Annotated in this window: 13 protein-coding genes; 6 read left to right on the top strand and 7 right to left on the bottom strand. The window is 58.5% G+C overall.

Annotated features, from left to right (window positions below; translation table 11 throughout):
• Positions 1–7: 7 nt before the first annotated feature.
• From mexE to ACIP66_RS07785, 5 genes are all read right to left on the bottom strand, one after another.
• Entirely contained in the window at positions 8–1261 is a 1254-nt protein-coding gene (mexE, locus tag ACIP66_RS07805; RefSeq protein WP_053119928.1) for a multidrug efflux RND transporter periplasmic adaptor subunit MexE, read from the bottom strand.
• A 230-nt stretch (positions 1262–1491) separates the two neighbouring features.
• The gene (locus ACIP66_RS07800; RefSeq protein WP_400646977.1) at positions 1492–3828 is read right to left on the bottom strand and encodes a TonB-dependent siderophore receptor; all 2337 of its coding nucleotides are present in this window, start codon (positions 3826–3828) and stop codon (positions 1492–1494) included.
• 175 nt (positions 3829–4003) lie between these two features.
• Positions 4004–4969 (bottom strand): FecR domain-containing protein, encoded by a 966-nt coding sequence (locus ACIP66_RS07795; RefSeq protein WP_400646833.1) that lies wholly within the window; start codon positions 4967–4969, stop codon positions 4004–4006.
• Complete coding sequence (locus ACIP66_RS07790) at positions 4966–5487, bottom strand: sigma-70 family RNA polymerase sigma factor (protein ID WP_400646830.1); 522 nt, start codon at positions 5485–5487, stop codon at positions 4966–4968. Before ACIP66_RS07790 ends, ACIP66_RS07795 begins: the two co-directional genes overlap by 4 nt.
• Positions 5488–5652: 165 nt before the next feature.
• Positions 5653–6567 (bottom strand): LysR family transcriptional regulator, encoded by a 915-nt coding sequence (locus ACIP66_RS07785; protein ID WP_053119932.1) that lies wholly within the window; start codon positions 6565–6567, stop codon positions 5653–5655.
• A gap of 270 nt (positions 6568–6837) precedes the next feature.
• Between ACIP66_RS07785 and ACIP66_RS07780 the strand changes: the two genes are divergently transcribed.
• The 4 genes from ACIP66_RS07780 to pgm all read left to right on the top strand — a co-directional run bounded on the left by ACIP66_RS07780 (position 6838) and on the right by pgm (position 13072).
• Entirely contained in the window at positions 6838–7860 is a 1023-nt protein-coding gene (locus tag ACIP66_RS07780) for a zinc-dependent alcohol dehydrogenase family protein (protein WP_053119934.1), read from the top strand.
• A 545-nt stretch (positions 7861–8405) separates the two neighbouring features.
• On the top strand, positions 8406–9869 hold the full coding sequence (locus ACIP66_RS07775) for a hypothetical protein (protein WP_212549455.1): 1464 nt from the start codon (positions 8406–8408) through the stop codon (positions 9867–9869).
• A 49-nt stretch (positions 9870–9918) separates the two neighbouring features.
• Positions 9919–11319, top strand: a complete 1401-nt coding sequence (locus ACIP66_RS07770) for a PLP-dependent aminotransferase family protein (RefSeq protein WP_400646825.1) — start codon at positions 9919–9921, stop codon at positions 11317–11319.
• A gap of 106 nt (positions 11320–11425) precedes the next feature.
• Complete coding sequence (gene pgm / locus ACIP66_RS07765; protein WP_400646822.1) at positions 11426–13072, top strand: phosphoglucomutase (alpha-D-glucose-1,6-bisphosphate-dependent); 1647 nt, start codon at positions 11426–11428, stop codon at positions 13070–13072.
• Between the two features lie 294 nt (positions 13073–13366).
• Here pgm and ACIP66_RS07760 read toward each other — a convergent pair whose 3' ends face one another.
• Positions 13367–14062 carry a pirin family protein gene (locus tag ACIP66_RS07760; protein WP_212549457.1) on the bottom strand — a complete coding sequence of 232 codons (696 nt, stop codon included), beginning with the start codon at positions 14060–14062 and terminating at the stop codon, positions 13367–13369.
• 236 nt (positions 14063–14298) lie between these two features.
• Between ACIP66_RS07760 and ACIP66_RS07755 the strand changes: the two genes are divergently transcribed.
• The gene (locus ACIP66_RS07755) at positions 14299–16773 is read left to right on the top strand and encodes a UvrD-helicase domain-containing protein (protein WP_400646820.1); all 2475 of its coding nucleotides are present in this window, start codon (positions 14299–14301) and stop codon (positions 16771–16773) included.
• A 58-nt stretch (positions 16774–16831) separates the two neighbouring features.
• Here the strand turns inward: ACIP66_RS07755 and ACIP66_RS07750 are convergent, their stop codons facing one another.
• Entirely contained in the window at positions 16832–17104 is a 273-nt protein-coding gene (locus ACIP66_RS07750; protein ID WP_053120469.1) for a DUF1652 domain-containing protein, read from the bottom strand.
• A 264-nt stretch (positions 17105–17368) separates the two neighbouring features.
• On the opposite strand from ACIP66_RS07750, the gene ACIP66_RS07745 reads away from it, so the two are divergent.
• Entirely contained in the window at positions 17369–18181 is an 813-nt protein-coding gene (locus tag ACIP66_RS07745; protein ID WP_400646817.1) for a helix-turn-helix domain-containing protein, read from the top strand.
• Positions 18182–18192: the final 11 nt, after the last annotated feature.

Below are 18192 nucleotides of genomic sequence, written 5' to 3'. Positions count from 1 at the left end.
TCGTCCCTTAACCGCGTGGGGTCGTGGCGGCCAGCTTCACAACCGCACCGGACGCACCCTTGGCAGGGGCGACTTTGGGCAGGTTGCTGGCTTCCAGCGCTTGACGTTGTTGAGCGAGTGCCGCGATGGTCTGTTCGCTGGCCATCGGCACCACTTCCGGGGTGACCGGCGAGCCAGGGCGAACCCGTTGCAGACCCTTGACGATGATCGTGTCGTCCTTGTTCAGGCCGGTGCGGACGATGCGCAGGCCTTCGATTTTCGGACCGAGTTCGACGGCGCGGTACACGGTGTTGTTGTCCGCATCCATCACCAGCACGAACTTCTTGCCGAGGTCGGTGCCGACCGCTTCGTCGTTGATCAACATGGCGTTGTAGGTGCCGCTGCCGACCAGTTTCAGTCGTGCGTAAAGGCCCGGGGTGTAGGTGCCGTCGCTGTTGTCGAACACTGCGCGACCACGGATGGTGCCGGTTTTCGGGTTGACCTGGTTGTCGACGAAGTTCATCTGACCGAGGTGCGGGTTGCCGTCTTCATTGGACAGGCCCATGTACACCGGGGTGGTCGCGCCACGCTGACCGTTGCGGGCGAGTTGGGTGTATTTGAGGAACACACGCTCGTCAGCATCGAAGTAGGCGTAAACGCGATCAGTGGAAACCACGCTGGTCAGCGGCGTGGTGTCGGCGGTCACCAGGTTACCGGCGGTGATCTCGGCACGGCTGACGCGGCCAGTGATCGGCGCGGTCACGCGGGTGAAGCTGAGGTTGAGTTTGGCCAGATCCAGTTGCGCTTGCAGGGCACCGACGGCGGCGCGGGCTTCTTGGGCAGCGCTGGTGCGCGAGTCAGCCAGTTCGGCAGAGATCGCGTTGCTGGCACGCAGACGTTCACCACGGCCGGCTTCGTTTTCACTGCGGGTGGCGTTGGCGCGGGATTGGGCGACAAGGGCTTCGAGGCGGCGAACCTCGGCCTGAAACGGACGCGGATCGATCTGGAACAGCAGGTCGCCTTTCTTGACCAGGGCGCCTTCAGTGAAAGCGACTTCGTCGATCTGGCCGGAGACCCGTGGACGGATTTCAACGGTTTCCGGTGCTTCGAGGCGGCCGGTGAATTCGTCCCATTCGTTGACCGGTTGTTCGATCACCTTGGCCACGCTGACTTTGGCAGCAGGCTGGGTGGCGGCAGTCTCCGGAGTCTTGCCGCAGGCGCTCATCACCAGGATGGCCAGCATGGCCAACGGGAAGCGCAAATGTTTGAGTGACTGTTCCATGGATGCATCCGCCAATGTATTGAAGATGGGCGGATGATGCTCGGCAGGCTGTGATGGCACGAATCGAATGAAGCAAAGGTAACTATCATTCGGAATGATATAAGACCGTAGCGAGCCCTCTAGCATGCACCTTTCGTTAGGGTGCTATCAATATCCTTAATGAAAGTTTCATGCGAGGCGCTGCCGGCGCATGGCGCACCCATAAAGAGGGCGCGCCACTTCAGAGCGGATCAGAAGTTGTACTTGAAGCTCGTCATGATATTGCGCGGTGCGCCGTAAACCCCGTACAGACCAGACTGGCTGTAGTACTCGCGATCAAACACGTTGTTCAGATTCACCGAAGCGCTGAGGTTGTGGCTGATGTCGTACTTGGCCATCAGGTTGGTCACCGCGTAGCTGCCCTGGCTGAACGTATGCAGGTCGGCGCCGACTTTGCTCTGCCAGTTCACGCCGCCGCCAATCGTGACTTTGTCCAGCGGGCCGTGCAGGCGATAGCTGGTGAAGGTCTTGAAGCTGTTGCGCGGCAGGTTGGTGTTGATGCGCTCGTCGTCGGCATTAGTGGTCACTGAATACGCGTAGCCGGCGGAGGCCTGCCAGCCTTCGGCCAGTTCACCGTTCAGCTCCATCTCGATGCCTTTGGAGGTGGTGTCCTGCTCGGAGCTGTAGACGTTGTCGTGTTGCCAGATCGCCAGGTTGTCCTGCTCCAGTTTGAACACGGCCAGGCTGGAGTTGAGCTTGCCATCGAGGTGCGTGCCCTTGATGCCGATCTCGTAGCCTTTGCCTTCCATCGGGTCGAGCGGTTTGTTGTCTTCGTCGGTGACCCACGAGGCTTGCGGGTTGAAGATCTTGGTGTAGCTGGCGTACAGCGACCAGGTGTCATTGAGGTCGTAAACGATACCGGCGTACGGAATGAACACGCCGTTTTCTTCGCGATTGACTTCGCTTTCTTCGCCGCCATACGGGCGATCCGAGGTGTCGCGTTTCCAGTTGATCACGCGGCTGCCGAGAATCAGGCTCAAGTCATCGCTGACGCTGAAACGCGAGGTCAGGTACGCCGCGTATTGGTCTTCGTCGATCGACGATTTGCCGCTGACGGCGAAGTCCGGTTTGGCCGAGTTGCCGTCCCAGGTGAACAGGTTGTCAATAGCGCCCGCCGGCGAGCCGTTGTAGTCGTAACGCCAACCGCCCCAGCTCGGCGTGCTTTCTTTGTACTGTGAGAGGGTCATGCCGGTGATCAGTTGGTGTTCGCGCCCGAACAGACTGAATGGGCCGGTGAGGTACACATCGAGGTTGTCCTGACGCGGCGTGCCCGAGAAGCGCACCGGCAGTTGCGACAGACCGCTGCCGTCGGTATTCAGCTCACCCATGGCGAAGTTGAACAGTTCGTCGAACTTGTTTTCGGCGTGGGTCAGTTCGATCTTGCCGCTCCAGCCGTTGCCCAGTTGCTGCTCGATGGAAGTGAAGAAACTGGTCTGTTCATGATCGTTGTACGACCAGTCTGGCGCAGCATTTAGCGAACGTTGCAGGTCGGTGCGCTGGCCGGTGCTGAAACGCGTCGGCAGGCCGGAGCGCAGCGGCGAGTCGATATCGCTGCGCAGATAACTGAAGCCCATGGTCAGCAGGGTGTCTTCCGTCAGATCGAATTCGGTGATGCCGTAGATCAGCTGCGACTGCTGGTTGTAACGATCGATCCAGGCTTTCTCGGTTTTGTAATCGGCGACAAAGCGTCCGCGCACATTGCCGGTTTCCGTCAGCGGCCCCGAGACGTCGAAACCGGTGCCGTAGCGATCCCAGTTGTCGGCTTCACCGGTGATGCTGGCCTGCGCTTCGGCAGTCGGTCGCTTGCGGATCAGGTTGATCGTCGCGGACGGGTTGCCCATGCCACTGATCAAACCGGTGGCGCCGCGCACGACTTCTATGCGGTCATACATCGCCATGCTTTGCGAATAGTTGTCGAGGCGCGTGTTGGTGGGAACGCCGTCGACCTCATAGTTCTGAATCGCAAAACCGCGCGACCAATAGGAATCGCTTTCCGAACCGAGACCGTCGCGCACCACGGTGATGCCCGGCGTGGCTTCGAGGGCATCGGTCAGGTTGGTCAGGCGCTGGTCATCGAGACGCTGACGGGTCATCACCGTCATCGATTGCGGAGTCTCGCGCGGGGTCAGGTTCAGCCGCGTCGAGCTGCTGGAGGAATACGTGGTGTAGAGCCCGGTGCCTTCAGTGGTCGAACCCGGCGCCTTGCCGGAAATCGACACCGCGCCCAGCTCCAGCGCATCACCGGTGCTGGCCAGCAGCGAATAATTGCCGTTGGCGCCGCGACTGGCTTCAAGCCCGGAGCCGGCCAGCAGAATCGCCAGTCCTTGGTCGACGTCGTAACGACCTTTAAGGCCGGATGTGCTGCGCCCCTCGGTCAGCGATGTCGAATAGGACAACAGGATGTGCGCAGTCTGGCCAAAACGCGTCAACGCCGGTGCGAGCGCGCCAGCGGGGATATCGAAATCTTCTTGAGTTTGCTCGGCGGCGGCCCAGTTCGGCGCGATCAGCAGTGGTGCGGTCACAGTCATGCAAGCGATGCCTTGAACCACGGCGCCGGCCAGTTTCTGTTTGATCGAGAATTGCCAGCCCTGGCGTTTGCGTGCGGTGAGATTCACGAGTTACTTCCCCATTGAATTGAATGTCTGGGGTTTAAGTCTCGCGAGAATCGAAATCGGACCACCCAAATGCGAATATTTTTCAGTATCAGGCGGTGCGCGGTTTCAACGTCACCCAGTAGCGAGTGAATTGCTGCACATCGAGCTGCAAAGTGTCGGCGACGGCGAAGATGATTTTCTCGGTGTTGCCGAGGGGGAAGGTGCCGGAAACCCGCAGGTCGGCCAAGTGCGGATCGCAGGCTAGATGGCCTTGGCGATAACGGCTCAGGTCTTCGAGGAAGTCCGCCAGACGCTGGCCCTGCGCGACCAGCATGCCCTGACTCCAGGCCGGCGCGGTAAGTGCAAGGGTTTGCCTGCTGAAAATCTCCCCGGCGCTGAAACTGATTTGTTCGCCGGCCTTCAACGCGATGGGCTGATGCGGCAGACGGGAAGGGTTGATCACCAACGTGCCCTGATAAACGCTGACCTGAGTGAAACCGGCGCGCTGTCTGACGCTGAAGCGCGCGAGTGCGGATTCCAGTCGACCCTGAGCGGTGTCCACCGACAACAATCGGCCATCGGCGCGGGTGACCAGCAGCTCGCCGCGCAGCAACTTGATGCGCCGCGATTCCCGTTCAAAAACCACGTTGATTGCGCTGTCGGTGTTGAGCTGGATTTGCGTGTTATCGGCCAGCGTAAAGCTCTTTTGCTCGCCAACCTGGCTGTAGTAATCCGCGCGCCAGTCTTGCACCAACGCCGTGTCTTTCATGGCCCAGGCACCGGCACCGGCCGCAAACAAAACGCTCAACTGCTTGAGCGCCGAACGCCGTGACAACGTGGGTCGCAGGGCGGCGTGGGCGAGGGGGCGCTGGTCGGGGCTGCGCAGGTCGCGCATGCGTCGTGCAAACACTTCCGCCCGTTGCCAGGCGTGCTCGTGCACCGGGTGCGCCTGACGCCAGCGCATCCACGCCGCGAGCGTCGCTTCGCTGACCTCGGGCTCCTGCAACTCAAGGTGCCAGTGCATGGCTTGCTCGGCGACGTCGCCGGAAATCGCCAAAGTGTCTTCGCGGTTCATGGCAGGTCGAGGCTGTCATCGTGCATGATGCACATCGCCCCGGCCTTGATGATGTAGCGCTTGACCGTGGTGATCGAAACGTCGAGCCGCGCGGCGATTTCAGCGTGACTCAAACCGTCCATTTGCGACAGCAGAAACGCCTCGCGCACCGGGCGCTCAAGACCTTCGAGCGCAGCGTCGAGGGCGATCAGGGTTTCCAGCAGAATGGCCTGAGTTTCCAGGCTCGGCGCGACCTGTTCGGGCATTGCTGCCAGTGCTTCAAGATAGGCGCGTTCGAGTTTTTGTCGGCGGTAGTGATTGCACAGAACACTCTGCGCCACCTTCGCCAGAAACGTGCGCGGGGCGTGTAGTTCCGGCACTTGCTCCTTGGCCAGCAGGCGCATGAACGTGTCTTGCGCCAGATCCGCCGCACTCTGCGAGCAATTGAGCCGACGCCGTAGCCAGTTCTGTAACCAACCGTGCTGCTGGCGATAGAGCACAGCGACATCGCAGAAACTGGTTTGTGGAGATGGAAGCATCGTAGGAGGGCGCCGGATAAGGATGGTACAAATGATAATCCTTATCATATATATCGGCCGGGTGTGGCGGCAAGAAGTGTGCGTAGGAATTTTCGCAGGAGGGTTGGCGCAAAGAGGCTAACGTCGCTGAGGTGTCAGCGACGACGTCACCATCGACGGTGGGTTCTAGAGGCTGTCCGGATCGCCAAAGAACATCTGAATCCGCGACCGCAACCAGCGCTCCCCCGGATCGTTATCCTGCGACCCACGCCAAGCCATGTGCAGCTCAAACGTGCGCGTCGGCAACGGCGGATCTTCCGCTCGAACCCCGCCAGCCGCCGTCAGCGCTTCCGCGGTGTAATCCGGCACGGTCGCGACGATGTCAGTGCCCGCGAGCAACGTGCTGAGCCCGTTGAACTGCGGCACGGCCAGCACCACATGCCGTTTGCGGCCAAGCTTTTCCAGCTCTTCATCAATAAAGCCGCTGAGGTCGCCGGCAAACGACACCAGCGCATGCGGCCGCGCACAATAATCATCCAGACTTAACGGCCCCGGCACGGTATCGGCGCGCAGCAATTTAGGCGCGCTGCGACGCAAAACCTTGCGTTTGGCGTTGGCCGGCAGGTCGGTGGTGTAACTGACGCCAATGGAGATTTCGCCGGAAGCCAACAGGCCCGGCATCAATATGTAGTTGACGCGACGAATCACCAGCACGATGCCTGGCGCTTCAGCGCGAAGGCGTTTAAGCAGCATCGGCAGCAGGGCGAACTCGACGTCATCGGATAAACCGATGCGGAACACCGAGGTGCTGGTCGCCGGATCGAATTCCGCGGCACGGCTGACGGCCGTGGAAATCGAGTCGAGGGCAGGCGAGAGCAGGGCGAAGATTTCCACCGCGCGGGCAGACGGCTCCATGCTGCGCCCGGTGCGTACAAATAACGGGTCATCGAACAGGCTACGCAGGCGCGAGAGCGCCGCACTGATCGCCGGCTGACCGAGAAACAGCTTTTCCGCCGCCCGGGTCACGCTGCGTTCGTGCATCAATGTTTCGAATACGATCAACAGGTTCAGGTCGACACGACGCAGGTCATTACGATTCATCTGGAGTCCTGGCAGAGTCATCAAGCTTGACGAGAGCGGCCATATGAGAACAATGGCCGGCATGAATCTTACGGGGAAAGGCTGGTACTCTGCACCGGAAAATTCAGCTTTACCGAGCCGGTGGCAGTGATTTTTTGCTGGATTGTGCCAATGCCGCCCATACTGCGGAATCAATGACAGGCATGTCGACTATTAATAGCCACTGATAGTCTTGGGTTAAAAGCCCAGATAGAGTTCATGGCATTAGAGGTTACTTTGACGAGGTTTGCGATGTCCCGCACTATCCGTTTTCACAAGTTTGGTCCCGCCGAGGTGCTCAAATGCGAAGAGCATGCGGCCGCTCAGCCAGGTCCTGGCGAAGTGCAGGTGCGTGTCGAAGCGATCGGCATCAGTTGGTATGACACGCTCTGGCGTCAGAACCTGGCCTCGTCTCAGGCACGTTTGCCTGCAGGCCTCGGTCACGAGATGGCCGGTGTGGTCACCGCCGTCGGCGACGGTGTCGATGATCTGTCAGTAGGCGACAAGGTGGCCAGTTTTCCGGCCGAGAGCGCCAACGATTATCCGGTTTACGGCGAGCAGATCTTGCTGCCGCGTACCGCGCTGACCCGTTATCCAGACGTCCTCAGCCCGATCGAAGCCAGCGTGCATTACACGCCGCTGCTGATTGCCTATTTTGCCTACGCCGATCTGGCGCGGGTCAAGCCGGGGCAATTCGCCTTGGTCACTGACGCCAGCCACTGTGCCGGGCCGTCTTTTGTACAACTGGGCAAAGCCTTGGGTGTACGCGTGATTGCCGCGACCAAAACCGCGGAAGAACGTGAATATCTGTTGTCGCTGGGTGCCGAGAAAGTCATCGTCACCGAGGAAGAAGATCTGCTGATGCGGATCAACAAGATCACCGACAACCGCGGCGTTGACGTAGTGTTCGATGGCCTGGGTGGCCCGCAGATGTCGTTGCTCGGCGACGTTCTCGCCCCGCGTGGCAGCCTGGTGTTGTACGGTCTGCAAGGTGGCAACCAGACGCCATTCCCGGCGTGTGCAGCGTTCCAGAAGAACATTCAGTTCTTTGTGCACTGCATCGGCAACTTCACTGGCAAACCGGAGCTGGGCATCACGCAGGATTCCGTGGCGCTGCAACGTGCCTTGCGTGACATCAACCAGCTGACCGCTGATCGTGTGCTGCTACCGCTCAAGACTCGGGTGTTCCCGTTCGATGAGTTTGTCGAAGCACACCGCTACATGGATGAATGCCCATGTCGCGAACGGGTCGCCCTGCAGGTCGAACCGGCCTGACACTGCTGAACAGAGTCCGTGGCCCCACGGACTCTTTGCCTTTATCCCTCAAAAAGAGACTGCCTGCGCGTGATGCGTGTAGGGCCATTCAGCAACTGAACTGGTTTTTGCTCTCGATCTGTATCTTCTAATCGCTATATAAGCCCTGATAATTGAATGATTACTTTCATCTCAAGGAATGAGCCATGGCTGTGCATTCTATTTGCCCTGTGCAATATCAAACGGCTACTTCTGCTGGTCGTGTCAATTTCTGTTTAATTGTTGTAGGGCTATTCCGAAGTTGCGTCCTTTTTTCTTGTACTCAATTGTCGTGGGCTGTTGTGGGAAGTTTCCTAGGAATATTTTCCACAAAAAAATACCGTTATTTAACAATCGGTTGAAGCCCGTGGTGTGGGCGTTGGTGGGGTCTTAACTGTTCAAGTGTTTCAAATAACTACGATTGCGTAAGTGTTAGCATTTGAGCGTCTATTACTTATTGATGAATTGTTGTGCGACCGAGCATTCAGTCTGCGCAGCATGAAACTATTGATACCGGGTAAATACCGATGAGCACGATCCATGATCAGGCAATGAATTATGTCTACCAGCAAGTCCTGCAGCGTTTGCTGAGCTTCTTCTCACGCGCAGAACGTACGGCGTTGCAGCTATTGATGCAGCGACTGCTGGTGGCCGCTGGCGGCATGGAAAACATCGGTCATTTCAAGGTGCTGGTCGTCCAGTCGGGCTCCCGGGACAGCTGTTACACGCTGGCCCTGCTGCGGGCCGCGCAGTTGAGCCTGGCCAGTCGTTCACCGGCGACATTCCAGTTGCGCGTGGCCAACCTGCGCTGGAACGGCACAAGTCCTTTCGCCTTGCAGAACATGCACCGCAGCTACAGCGCACTGTTTCTGTATGACGACCCTCGGGTTGAACTGTTGATGGTGGATCATCGCGAGGTGCTGCCATTCGATTATCAGACGCCCGCCAGCGAGGACAGTCGTGAAGCCAATCGCGTCAATCTGTTGATGGTCGGCCATCGCCGCACATGGGATGAGCCCCTTGAACTGTGGGACGACGCTTACCTGGCTACGGCGGAGTTCTACAGCCAGATCGCACGCTGGAACAATGGCGTCGATGCGATGATTGGTGCCGAAACACCGCGCCGACAACAGCAGTTTCTCGAGGGGCTGAATCGCGCTGCGCTCAAGGCCGAAATCGGTGGTTTGCCTGCTGAACACGGTGGATTTGACGCTTTATTCCCGTTGCTCGACGGTCTTGGCCCAGATTTCTACCGCCATTTTCATGCGGACGGTGAGCACCTGCCATGGCGCCCGGAGGGCAAGTTTGAGGCCTGTCGCCGCACCAGTTTTATCGCTATCAACGACATGATTGTCGGAAAACTTGAAGAGCGCTGGCCTTTGCTCAGTGATTTTCTCGGGTTCCAGGCCGACGATCTTGCGCTGTATCACAGCGACAACGACTACGTTGAGCCGCTGCTTGCCGCGCATCTTCAGGGTTTGCAGGCGTGCGTGATCGAGGGGCGGACGTACGAGGCCGGCATCAGCGAATATTTGCAGGAAAGCCTGTTGACGATGCGCCTCAAACAGGTGCCCGAACCGGTGTGTGAGCAGTTGCTGGCCAATTTCGGCAACTTGCTCGACCTTGAGCAGCGGCGCATTCAAGCGGCCAATCACCTGCAAGCGACATTCGCAATCAGTGAAACCCAACTCACGTGCCTGTTGTTTGCGCCGTTCATCGATCATGGCGCCGGGCTCGAGCGGTTTCTGCGCAAGTGCCACCCCGGCATGCTGGTGGCATTGCCTGACCTGCACCGCGCCATGCAGGGCTCGAGTGCGCCGGAACAGGTCATGAAGTGGATGACCGACGTCAGCGGATTGCCGGTCAAACTGATCAGCCGTTTGTACGCTATGGGGCCGATTCACATGCCGCAATCGACTGAAGCATCAGGCTCTCGCGCCGATGCCAGCGAGGCGGATGTCGTTGCGGGTGACCGGTCGGCGGAAGGTTGAACTTGAGCCTTTTGGCACATATTGCGCCAATGCCTATGGATGAGGGCTCATGAAGGTCTTGCGTGAAAACGATTTTGCTTACCAAACGGTGTACCGCTACCTGACGTCGGTGATTAACGAGTCCGACGCCGCTGGCGCCATGCGATTGCCGTCGTTGCGCCAATTGGCGGATCGCTTGAAGGTGTCGATCTCGACCATTCAATACGCGTATTCGCTGTTGGAGAAGGAAGGGCGGGTTTACTCGATAGCCAAGTCCGGTTATTACGCAAAAGCCCGCTCGCTCCTGGTGCCGCCGGCCAATGGCAGCGATCTGCTAGAGGCTGTCTATGTCAACGCCCGGCGCCCGGGCATGTGCGTGTTGAGCACCGACGATCCGGCGTCACTGCAGCCGCTGGACAGTCCCTTGCTGATGCTGGAAAGGGAGTTGCTGCGGCAATACCCGCGCCAGCCACAATTGTTGCTGCAACCCTGTGGTGAACTGGAATTGCGCACGGTTCTGGCTGCGCGCTACACCACTTCATCGACCCATTGCTGGCACGCCGATGACGTCTATATCGGCGCTGATCTACGCGCCGTGCTGGAAATACTCATCGCCGTGCTGGAATTGCGTCAGGCCACGGTTCTGGTTGAGTCACCCTGTGACTGGGTGATCCTGCGTCTGTTCGAGGCGGCCGAGGTACGCGTCATCGAGTTGCCGTTGCAGATCGATGGCGCACTGGATGCTCAATGGCTGGCGTCGTTGCTCAAGACTGAACCTGTGCGACTGATTTTATTGTCTTCGGCATTGAATCTGCCGCATGGCAGCGCCGCGCCGACGGCCAATCGGCAATTGATTGCAAAATTACTCGCGGAGCAGGGCACCTGGGTATTGGAAAATGACTGTTGCAGTGAGCTGGCAGACGAGCACGATGGCCAGCGGTTACGCGACTGGCTGGATCCCGAACGCTTGCTGGTGTTTTCCGCTTTCGACAAGATCATCGGCACCGAAGCCCCGTACGGTTTCGTCCTGTCACGTCATTGGCGAAGCGAATTGCAACGGCATTTTCTGCTGCGCTCGTTCCGCTTGTCGGTCACTCGGCAAAAAGCCATCGCGCGGTTGTATGCGAGTGGGCGTATCGATCAGCATTTGCTGGTGTTGCGACGGTTACTCAAGGAACGCCGAACCCACCTGATTCAGCTGTTGCGCGAGCGTTTGGGCGATGCCTTGCAGATAGTCGAGCCACAGGGCGGGGCGACGGTGTGGGTTCGGTCGCTGCGGACGGTGAACATGAGCGAGGTGTTTCATGACTTGCTCAGGCAACAGGTCGTGATTGCCCCCGGCGAGTTGTTCAGCCTGCATCGACAGCACGCGCAGCACTTGCGCTTGAGCGCGATCAGTCACAGCGATCATGATCTGGCCAGCGTGGTCGGGCTTGTCGGTGACGCCTTGCGCCTTGCGCCTGCCGAGTGACGTTAGAAAACTTCTGCGATGTGCCGGATACATCCCATCGCACTGTGGTCAAACTGCCAGTAAACTGCGCTGTATTTCCTGAACCACTCGATCTCAGAGGTTTTGCATGACACTCAGTCCTTTTGCGGGCAAACCGGCACCGGCAGAATTGTTGGTCGATATCCCGCGACTGGTAACGGCCTATTACACCGGCCAGCCTGATGCATCGATTTCCACCCAGCGTGTTGCCTTCGGCACGTCCGGGCACCGGGGCAGTTCCTTTGATTTGAGTTTCAATGAATGGCACGTTCTGGCCATCAGCCAGGCAATCTGCCTGTACCGCGAAGCCCAGGGCATCACCGGCCCGCTGTTTGTCGGCATCGACACTCACGCATTGTCGACCCCGGCCGGGGCGAGCGCGCTGGAAGTACTGGCCGCCAACGGCGTGACCGTCATGATCGCCGAAGGTGATGAATACACACCAACGCCGGCGATCTCCCACGCGATTCTTTGCTACAACCGTGGCCGTACCACTGGCCTGGCGGACGGCGTGGTTATTACGCCATCGCACAACCCGCCACAAAGCGGCGGCTACAAATACAACCCAACCAACGGCGGCCCGGCCGATACCCACATCACCAAGTGGATCGAGTCCAAGGCCAACGAGTTGCTGGCGAACAAACTGGCGGGCGTGAAGCGCATCAGCTACGAGCAAGCGCTCAAGGCCAGCACCACGCACCGCCATGATTACGTCAACACCTACGTCGCCGACCTGATCAACGTGATCGACTTCGACGCCATTCGTGACGCCAAACTGCGTCTGGGCGTGGATCCGTTGGGCGGAGCAGGGGTGCGCTATTGGTCGGCGATTGCCGAGCACTATCGTCTGGATCTGGAAGTGGTCAACAAAGAAGTTGATGCGACCTTCCGTTTCATGACCGTCGACTGGGATGGTCAGATTCGCATGGACCCATCGTCCAGCCATGCGATGCAAGGTCTGATCGGTCTGAAGGAGCGTTTCGATGTCGCTTTCGCCTGCGATCCGGATCATGACCGCCACGGCATCGTCACGCCGTCCGGTGGTTTGCTGGCGCCGAACAATTACCTCGCCGTGTCCATCGATTACCTGTTCCAGAACCGTCCGCAATGGCGCGCCGATGCGGGCGTGGGTAAAACCGTGGTCAGCAGTGGCTTGATCGATCGCGTGGCCAAGCGTCTGGGTCGTCGTCTGTACGAAGTGCCAGTCGGCTTCAAATGGTTCGCCGACGGTCTGTTCGACGGCTCGCTGGGTTTTGGCGGTGAAGAGAGCGCCGGTGCATCGTTCCTGCGTAAGGATGGCGGCGTTTGGAGCACTGACAAGGACGGTCTGATCCCGGCCCTGTTGGCAGCGGAAATGACTGCCCGTACCGGTCGCGACCCGAGTCAGGCTTACCGTGCATTGACCGATGAACTGGGCGAACCGTTCTCCGTGCGCGTAGACGCCAAGGCAAATCCGGAACAAAAGGCTTTGCTGAGCAAGTTGTCGCCGACGCAAGTGACCTCGACTGAACTGGCGGGCGAGAAGATTCAGAGCATTCTGAGTCATGCGCCGGGCAATGATCAGGCGATCGGTGGTTTGAAAGTGATGACCGAGAACGGCTGGTTCGCGGCGCGTCCGTCGGGTACTGAGGACATCTACAAGATCTACGCTGAAAGCTTTATTGGCGACGACCACCTCAAGCAACTGGTGGCAGAGGCGCAGACGTTGGTGGATGGGGCGATTTCCACGAAATAGTGGCAATCACCACAACGCCTGTTGTGGTGTTTTGGCTGTTTAACTGTGGTGCAGCGATTTAACTGGGTGTAGCGATTTAAATGTGGCGAGGGGATTTATCCCCGTTGGGTTGCGAAGCGACCCTCGCTTTTTAAATTGCTGGGGGCTGCTGCGCAGCCCAACGGGGATAAATCCCCTCGCCACAGATAAATCCCCTCACCACAGATGAATCCCTTGCCACAAAGTATTTCAAGCAGAGAGCGCATGTAAAAAAAGGGGTGACCCCATTGGTCACCCCTTTTTCATGCCTGCCACTTAAGCCAGATCAACCAGCACAATCTCGCTGTCTTCAATCGCCGTGACCGTCAACACTCGCTCTTGCGCAACCGCCACACCGTCGCGTGCTTGAGCCCGCAAACCATTGACCTCAATCACGCCAGTCGCGGGTACCAGATACGCCCGGCGGCCTTCATCCAGTCGATACTCAGCCGTTTCCCCAGCCTTGATATTCGCTGCTACCAAACGCGCATCGGCGCGAATCCGCAGGCTCTGATCATCGCCGTCCTTACCGCTCGCCAGCGTCACGAAGCCCTCACGCTGGCCTTTCGGGAACGGCTTTGCACCCCACGACGGCGGTGCGCCGGTTTCGGTCGGCAAAATCCAGATCTGAAAGATCTTGGTGTCACGCGCCTCCAGGTTGTACTCGCTGTGCGCAATACCGGTGCCAGCGCTCATCACCTGCACGTCGCCAGCCTCGGTGCGGCCCTTGTTGCCCAGATTGTCCTGGTGGGTAATTGCACCTTCACGCACATAGGTGATGATTTCCATGTCGCGATGCGGGTGCTGCGGGAAGCCTGTGCCAGCGGCGATCACGTCGTCGTTCCACACCCGCAGGTTGCCCCAGTTCATGCGTTGCGGATCGTAGTATTCGGCGAACGAAAAATGATGATGGGCATCCAACCAGCCGTGATGGGCGCCGCCCAGCGAGCTGAAGGGTCTGAGTTCGAGCATGATCGTCTCCTGAAAACGTGGTTTATGACGGCCATCATCCATCAGCCAAACATCGATAAAAAGCGTAAAAACTGCGGCATTACCATCGAATAAATCGATATAAGACAGCGTTGAAATGATTAAGCACAACCTTCAATTCATCGCCTAAACCAATGACCTGCAAGCATTTCGCTAGAACTCGACGGCAAATGCAGACACCATAGAGCCAACAGCCTCACACCCTGGAGTCCGTCAGCGTGGCGCAACACACCCCCGATCTACCTCCCGAACTTCGTCCTCTGGCCGAGATGCCTTGGTTCAAGCGTTTGGCCGCGCGTTTCTTCGGCCACGGCCTGACCCGTTTACGCGCTCAACACCGCGCGTCGTGGCTGCATGGCCAAGCCGACGGCTTTCGCAGCGGGCACACCGCTGGCGTTGAATACGGTTTTAACGAAGGCAAGCTCGAAGGGTTGGAGGAAGGCCGTCAGGTTCTGCTGATTCGCGACAGCCGCAACACCGAGCATCGACCGCCGAGCATCGACAACCACTTGTTCGATGATTGGCGTTTGCCACTGACCGCCGAACTGAAGAAACGCATCAAAGCCGATGTCGCTCGGTTGCTTCCCGAAAAGGCGCAACCGAGTGCCGCGCAATGGAAGATGATCTTCAGCGAAACGCCGTCCACTTCAGTGGTTGCCGGCGCCGGGGCAGGCAAGTCGACCACGCTGGTGCTGCGCATTCTGCTGCTCACGCACTATCTGGGTTTTGAGCTGGATTCGATGACCGTGGTGACCTTCACCCGTGAGTCGCGCAAAGACTTCATCAATAAGCTGATGGAAATGTTCGCGCTCTGGGGGCAGGCATTGAGCCCGAAACAGGCGCGCGAACTGGTGCGCACCTTTCACTCGCGCATTTTGCCGATGGTGCGCAGCCTGCCGGGGTTCGAACGCCTGCAAGCCTTCGAAAACCTCAGCAATCGCCCGCAGGGCAGCGATGAAGAGGTCGACAGCAACCCTTTCGACCTGCGCATCAACGACGCCCAGCGTCAGCAGCTCAATGCCTGTTATCACCGCCTGTTTACTCGCGATGAACATTTCCGCGAATTGATACAGCCGCTGTCTCGCGCGGCGTTGCAGCTTAAAGAGCTGGAACGCGATCACCCGGACGTGCAGAAACGCGTGGCGGTAACCGAGCTGGCGGCCAAGCGCGACGAAGAACTCTGCGACGCCATCGAGGATCTATGGTTTCGCGCGGGCGCCTGGCCGATCAAAGGCATCGAACCGAACCGCCAGACCTTCGACATCAATGGCGCTAAATTCCATGCCCATGGCTACATCCCAAGCCTCGACGCGTGGGTGGTACTGGGCTTTGATCCGCGCGAAAACGCCCAGATCTGTCGGCCAAACGCCAAACTTTCTATCCGCGCAGAATGGGCGGTTAAGCGCACCCTGTTTCAAGCTTTCTGTCGTAAGCCATTGATATGGATAGATTCCTACGAGTCATCGAGGCGCGTATTGGCCACGTTGGCCGGTGATGCCAGCGCGGGTCCGGGCTTTGATTACAAGGTCAAAGGCGAACTCGCTTCCGCGCCGCTACTCGATTGTTTCGTCGCCGCCGCAGGCTTTATCGAGAACCTGGGACTGGACGTGCCGGACGCCGTAGGCCGCATGAGTTTCGCCAAGGAAGACCCGGATCGGTTCTTTTTTGAGGCCTTGAGCCTGTTCTGGCGTGCGCTGGAAGATCATCTGCTGGATCAGAAGCCGCCGGTGATGACCTACAACCGCATGTTTGCGCTGTTCAGCGAGCACTCACCGGAGAACCTCAAGTTGCTCAGCGATGAGCTGCTGCGACCGATGTCGCACCTGATGATCGACGAGTTTCAGGACGTCTCGCCGCAGATCGTCTCGTGGATTCGCGCGAGCCTCACGGAGATTCGCAGCCGAGGCCCGGCCATGCACGTCGGACGCGGCGCGCAGCGCTCGTCGTTGCTGTGTGTGGGTGATGATTGGCAGTCGATCTATGGCTGGCGAGGCAGTTCGCCGAGTTATTTCATGGAATTCAACAAGGAATTCCCGTCGCCGAGCACCACGCGGGTCATGCTCAGCGACAACTATCGCAGCCACCAGCACATCATCGACGCCGCCGAGCACATCGTTCGCGCAGCGCCTGCGATCCCCGGCAAGAAGGCCAAGTCCAGCGGCGAGCCCAAACCACTGCAACCGGTTAATGTGCTGGAGCGAGATGACCAAGGTCTTGGTCAGCGCCTCGCCGAACACTACCGTCAGGGCGATTCGATCTTGATGCTCTATCGAAAAAGCAGCGATAAGTTATTGATAGAGCAGCACATTCAGTCTGTAGTTAATGTGGATTCGAGCTTGCCATACGAAGCTCGGCGCCTGAAACAACTGACCTATCACAGCGCCAAAGGCTTGCAGGCCGATGCGGTGTTTTTGCTCGGCGATTGTCAGCACTTGACCAGTTCGCCGTACAAAAATCAGGTTTACCGCATGGCCGGGCTAGGCAAAAGTGGCGACAGCGAGCCCTACGACAGCGCGCAAAAAGACGAAATCCTGCGCCTGGCTTATGTCGGCATCACCCGTGCCGTCAGCCATTGCTATTGGTACGTCGAACCACAGGAAAGCCAAGCGGTGAATATGCCGCGAGCGTCCGAGCGGGTGGCCAAGGGCAAAGCGTTCTTTGTCGATCATCGCGCAGAAAGCCAAACCGCCTGAAACCTTCGCCCACAAAAAAGCCCGCTTAACGGCGGGCTTTTCTTTGTTAATCAGAAGCTTATGCGTAACTCCTGAGAGATTCAGGCGGTATGAAAGCTTCAAGCTCATCCTCCACCGCTTCAATCATCCGCTCGACATCCGCCGCATTCATCACCGTTGCACACGGGATGCCGGCGATTGCGATCAGGGTTTCGCCGCTGGCGCGATCAAACAGACGCGCGACCATGCTGCCCGGCGCGTCCATCGTGGCCTCGAAACCCATGGGATGAAAATGCCAGCGCATCAGCTGGCAAGCGTTGGGGAACGTGACTTTGCTTGACCCTTTATTCATGTTGTTGCCCGCCTTCATCATCGAGCGTTTCCTTTTGCTCATGGTAGGTGGGAAGAGCCTTCATTGGCTCAACCAGTGTCAGGACTTAAAAGTAGCATCCGGATGTGAATTTTCTGTGAGATTTTTCAGTTCATTTGGCGATTGCGACCGGTTTTTTGATGTGCGTCACGCCAAATGCACTTATCGCCAAATGGCCACTATCGATTGGCCATTGCTGCCCGAGGCGAAGTTGGGCAAGCTCGGTTTCTTTTCGCCGAGCCTTTTATGCACGCCGACGACGGCCCACAACAGACCGAGGCCACGGCCGCCACGGTCATGCGCTATCACCTGAGCTGGAAACACCGCGATCTGGACGCCGTCATGGCGCTGTATCACCCGGACATCGAATACAACGACTTCTTTCAGAATCGCGTGCTCGGCCTCGACGACCTGCGCGAGTACGTGCGTGTCAGCATGCCGCGAGAATCCGACGAAGCGCTCGAGCATTGCGACCGCATTCGCGTCGACGGCAACACCGCGTTCATTCAATACGAAGTGACATTGCGCGGCGGCGACGGTTTGGTGTCGTTCCGCTCCAGTGAAGCGATCACGGTCAAGGACGGACTGATCTGGCGCGTCAACGAATACGCCTCACTGGTGCGTGCGCAGGCAGGCGGGACTTCGGCGTCGAATCAGCGCCCGGCGGTCAGTCGTCTGGGCTTGTCGCCACGGCAACTGAGCTTTATGGCCGAAGATCTGCAGCAATACTTCGAAAAGCAGCAACCATATCTCGATCCCGCACTCGACCTGCAGCGAGTGGCGAAGGAGTGCGGGTACAGCCGCAATCAGATTTCTTACCTGCTCAATCAGGTGTTGGGGCAAAGCTTCTATCGCTACGTAAACCAGGCGCGGTTGCAGCATTTGTTGCGCTCGCTGGATGGGGCCACGCCCCCAGTGCGCATTGATGAGCTGGCCTTCGCCGCCGGCTTCAACTCGGTGTCGGCGTTTTACAGCTGTTTCCGTCAGCACACTGGCCAGTCACCGAAGGCCTACGTTAAACAAATTTCTTTGCGGGCACGCGCGCAAGACAACGCTTAAGCCCACGCACT

Source organism: Pseudomonas sp. NPDC088429 (assembly GCF_044753305.1).
Taxonomy (GTDB): domain Bacteria; phylum Pseudomonadota; class Gammaproteobacteria; order Pseudomonadales; family Pseudomonadaceae; genus Aquipseudomonas; species Aquipseudomonas rustica.
Note: the sequence above shows the minus strand (reverse complement) of the source record. Positions and strands in the feature narration are given on the sequence as shown.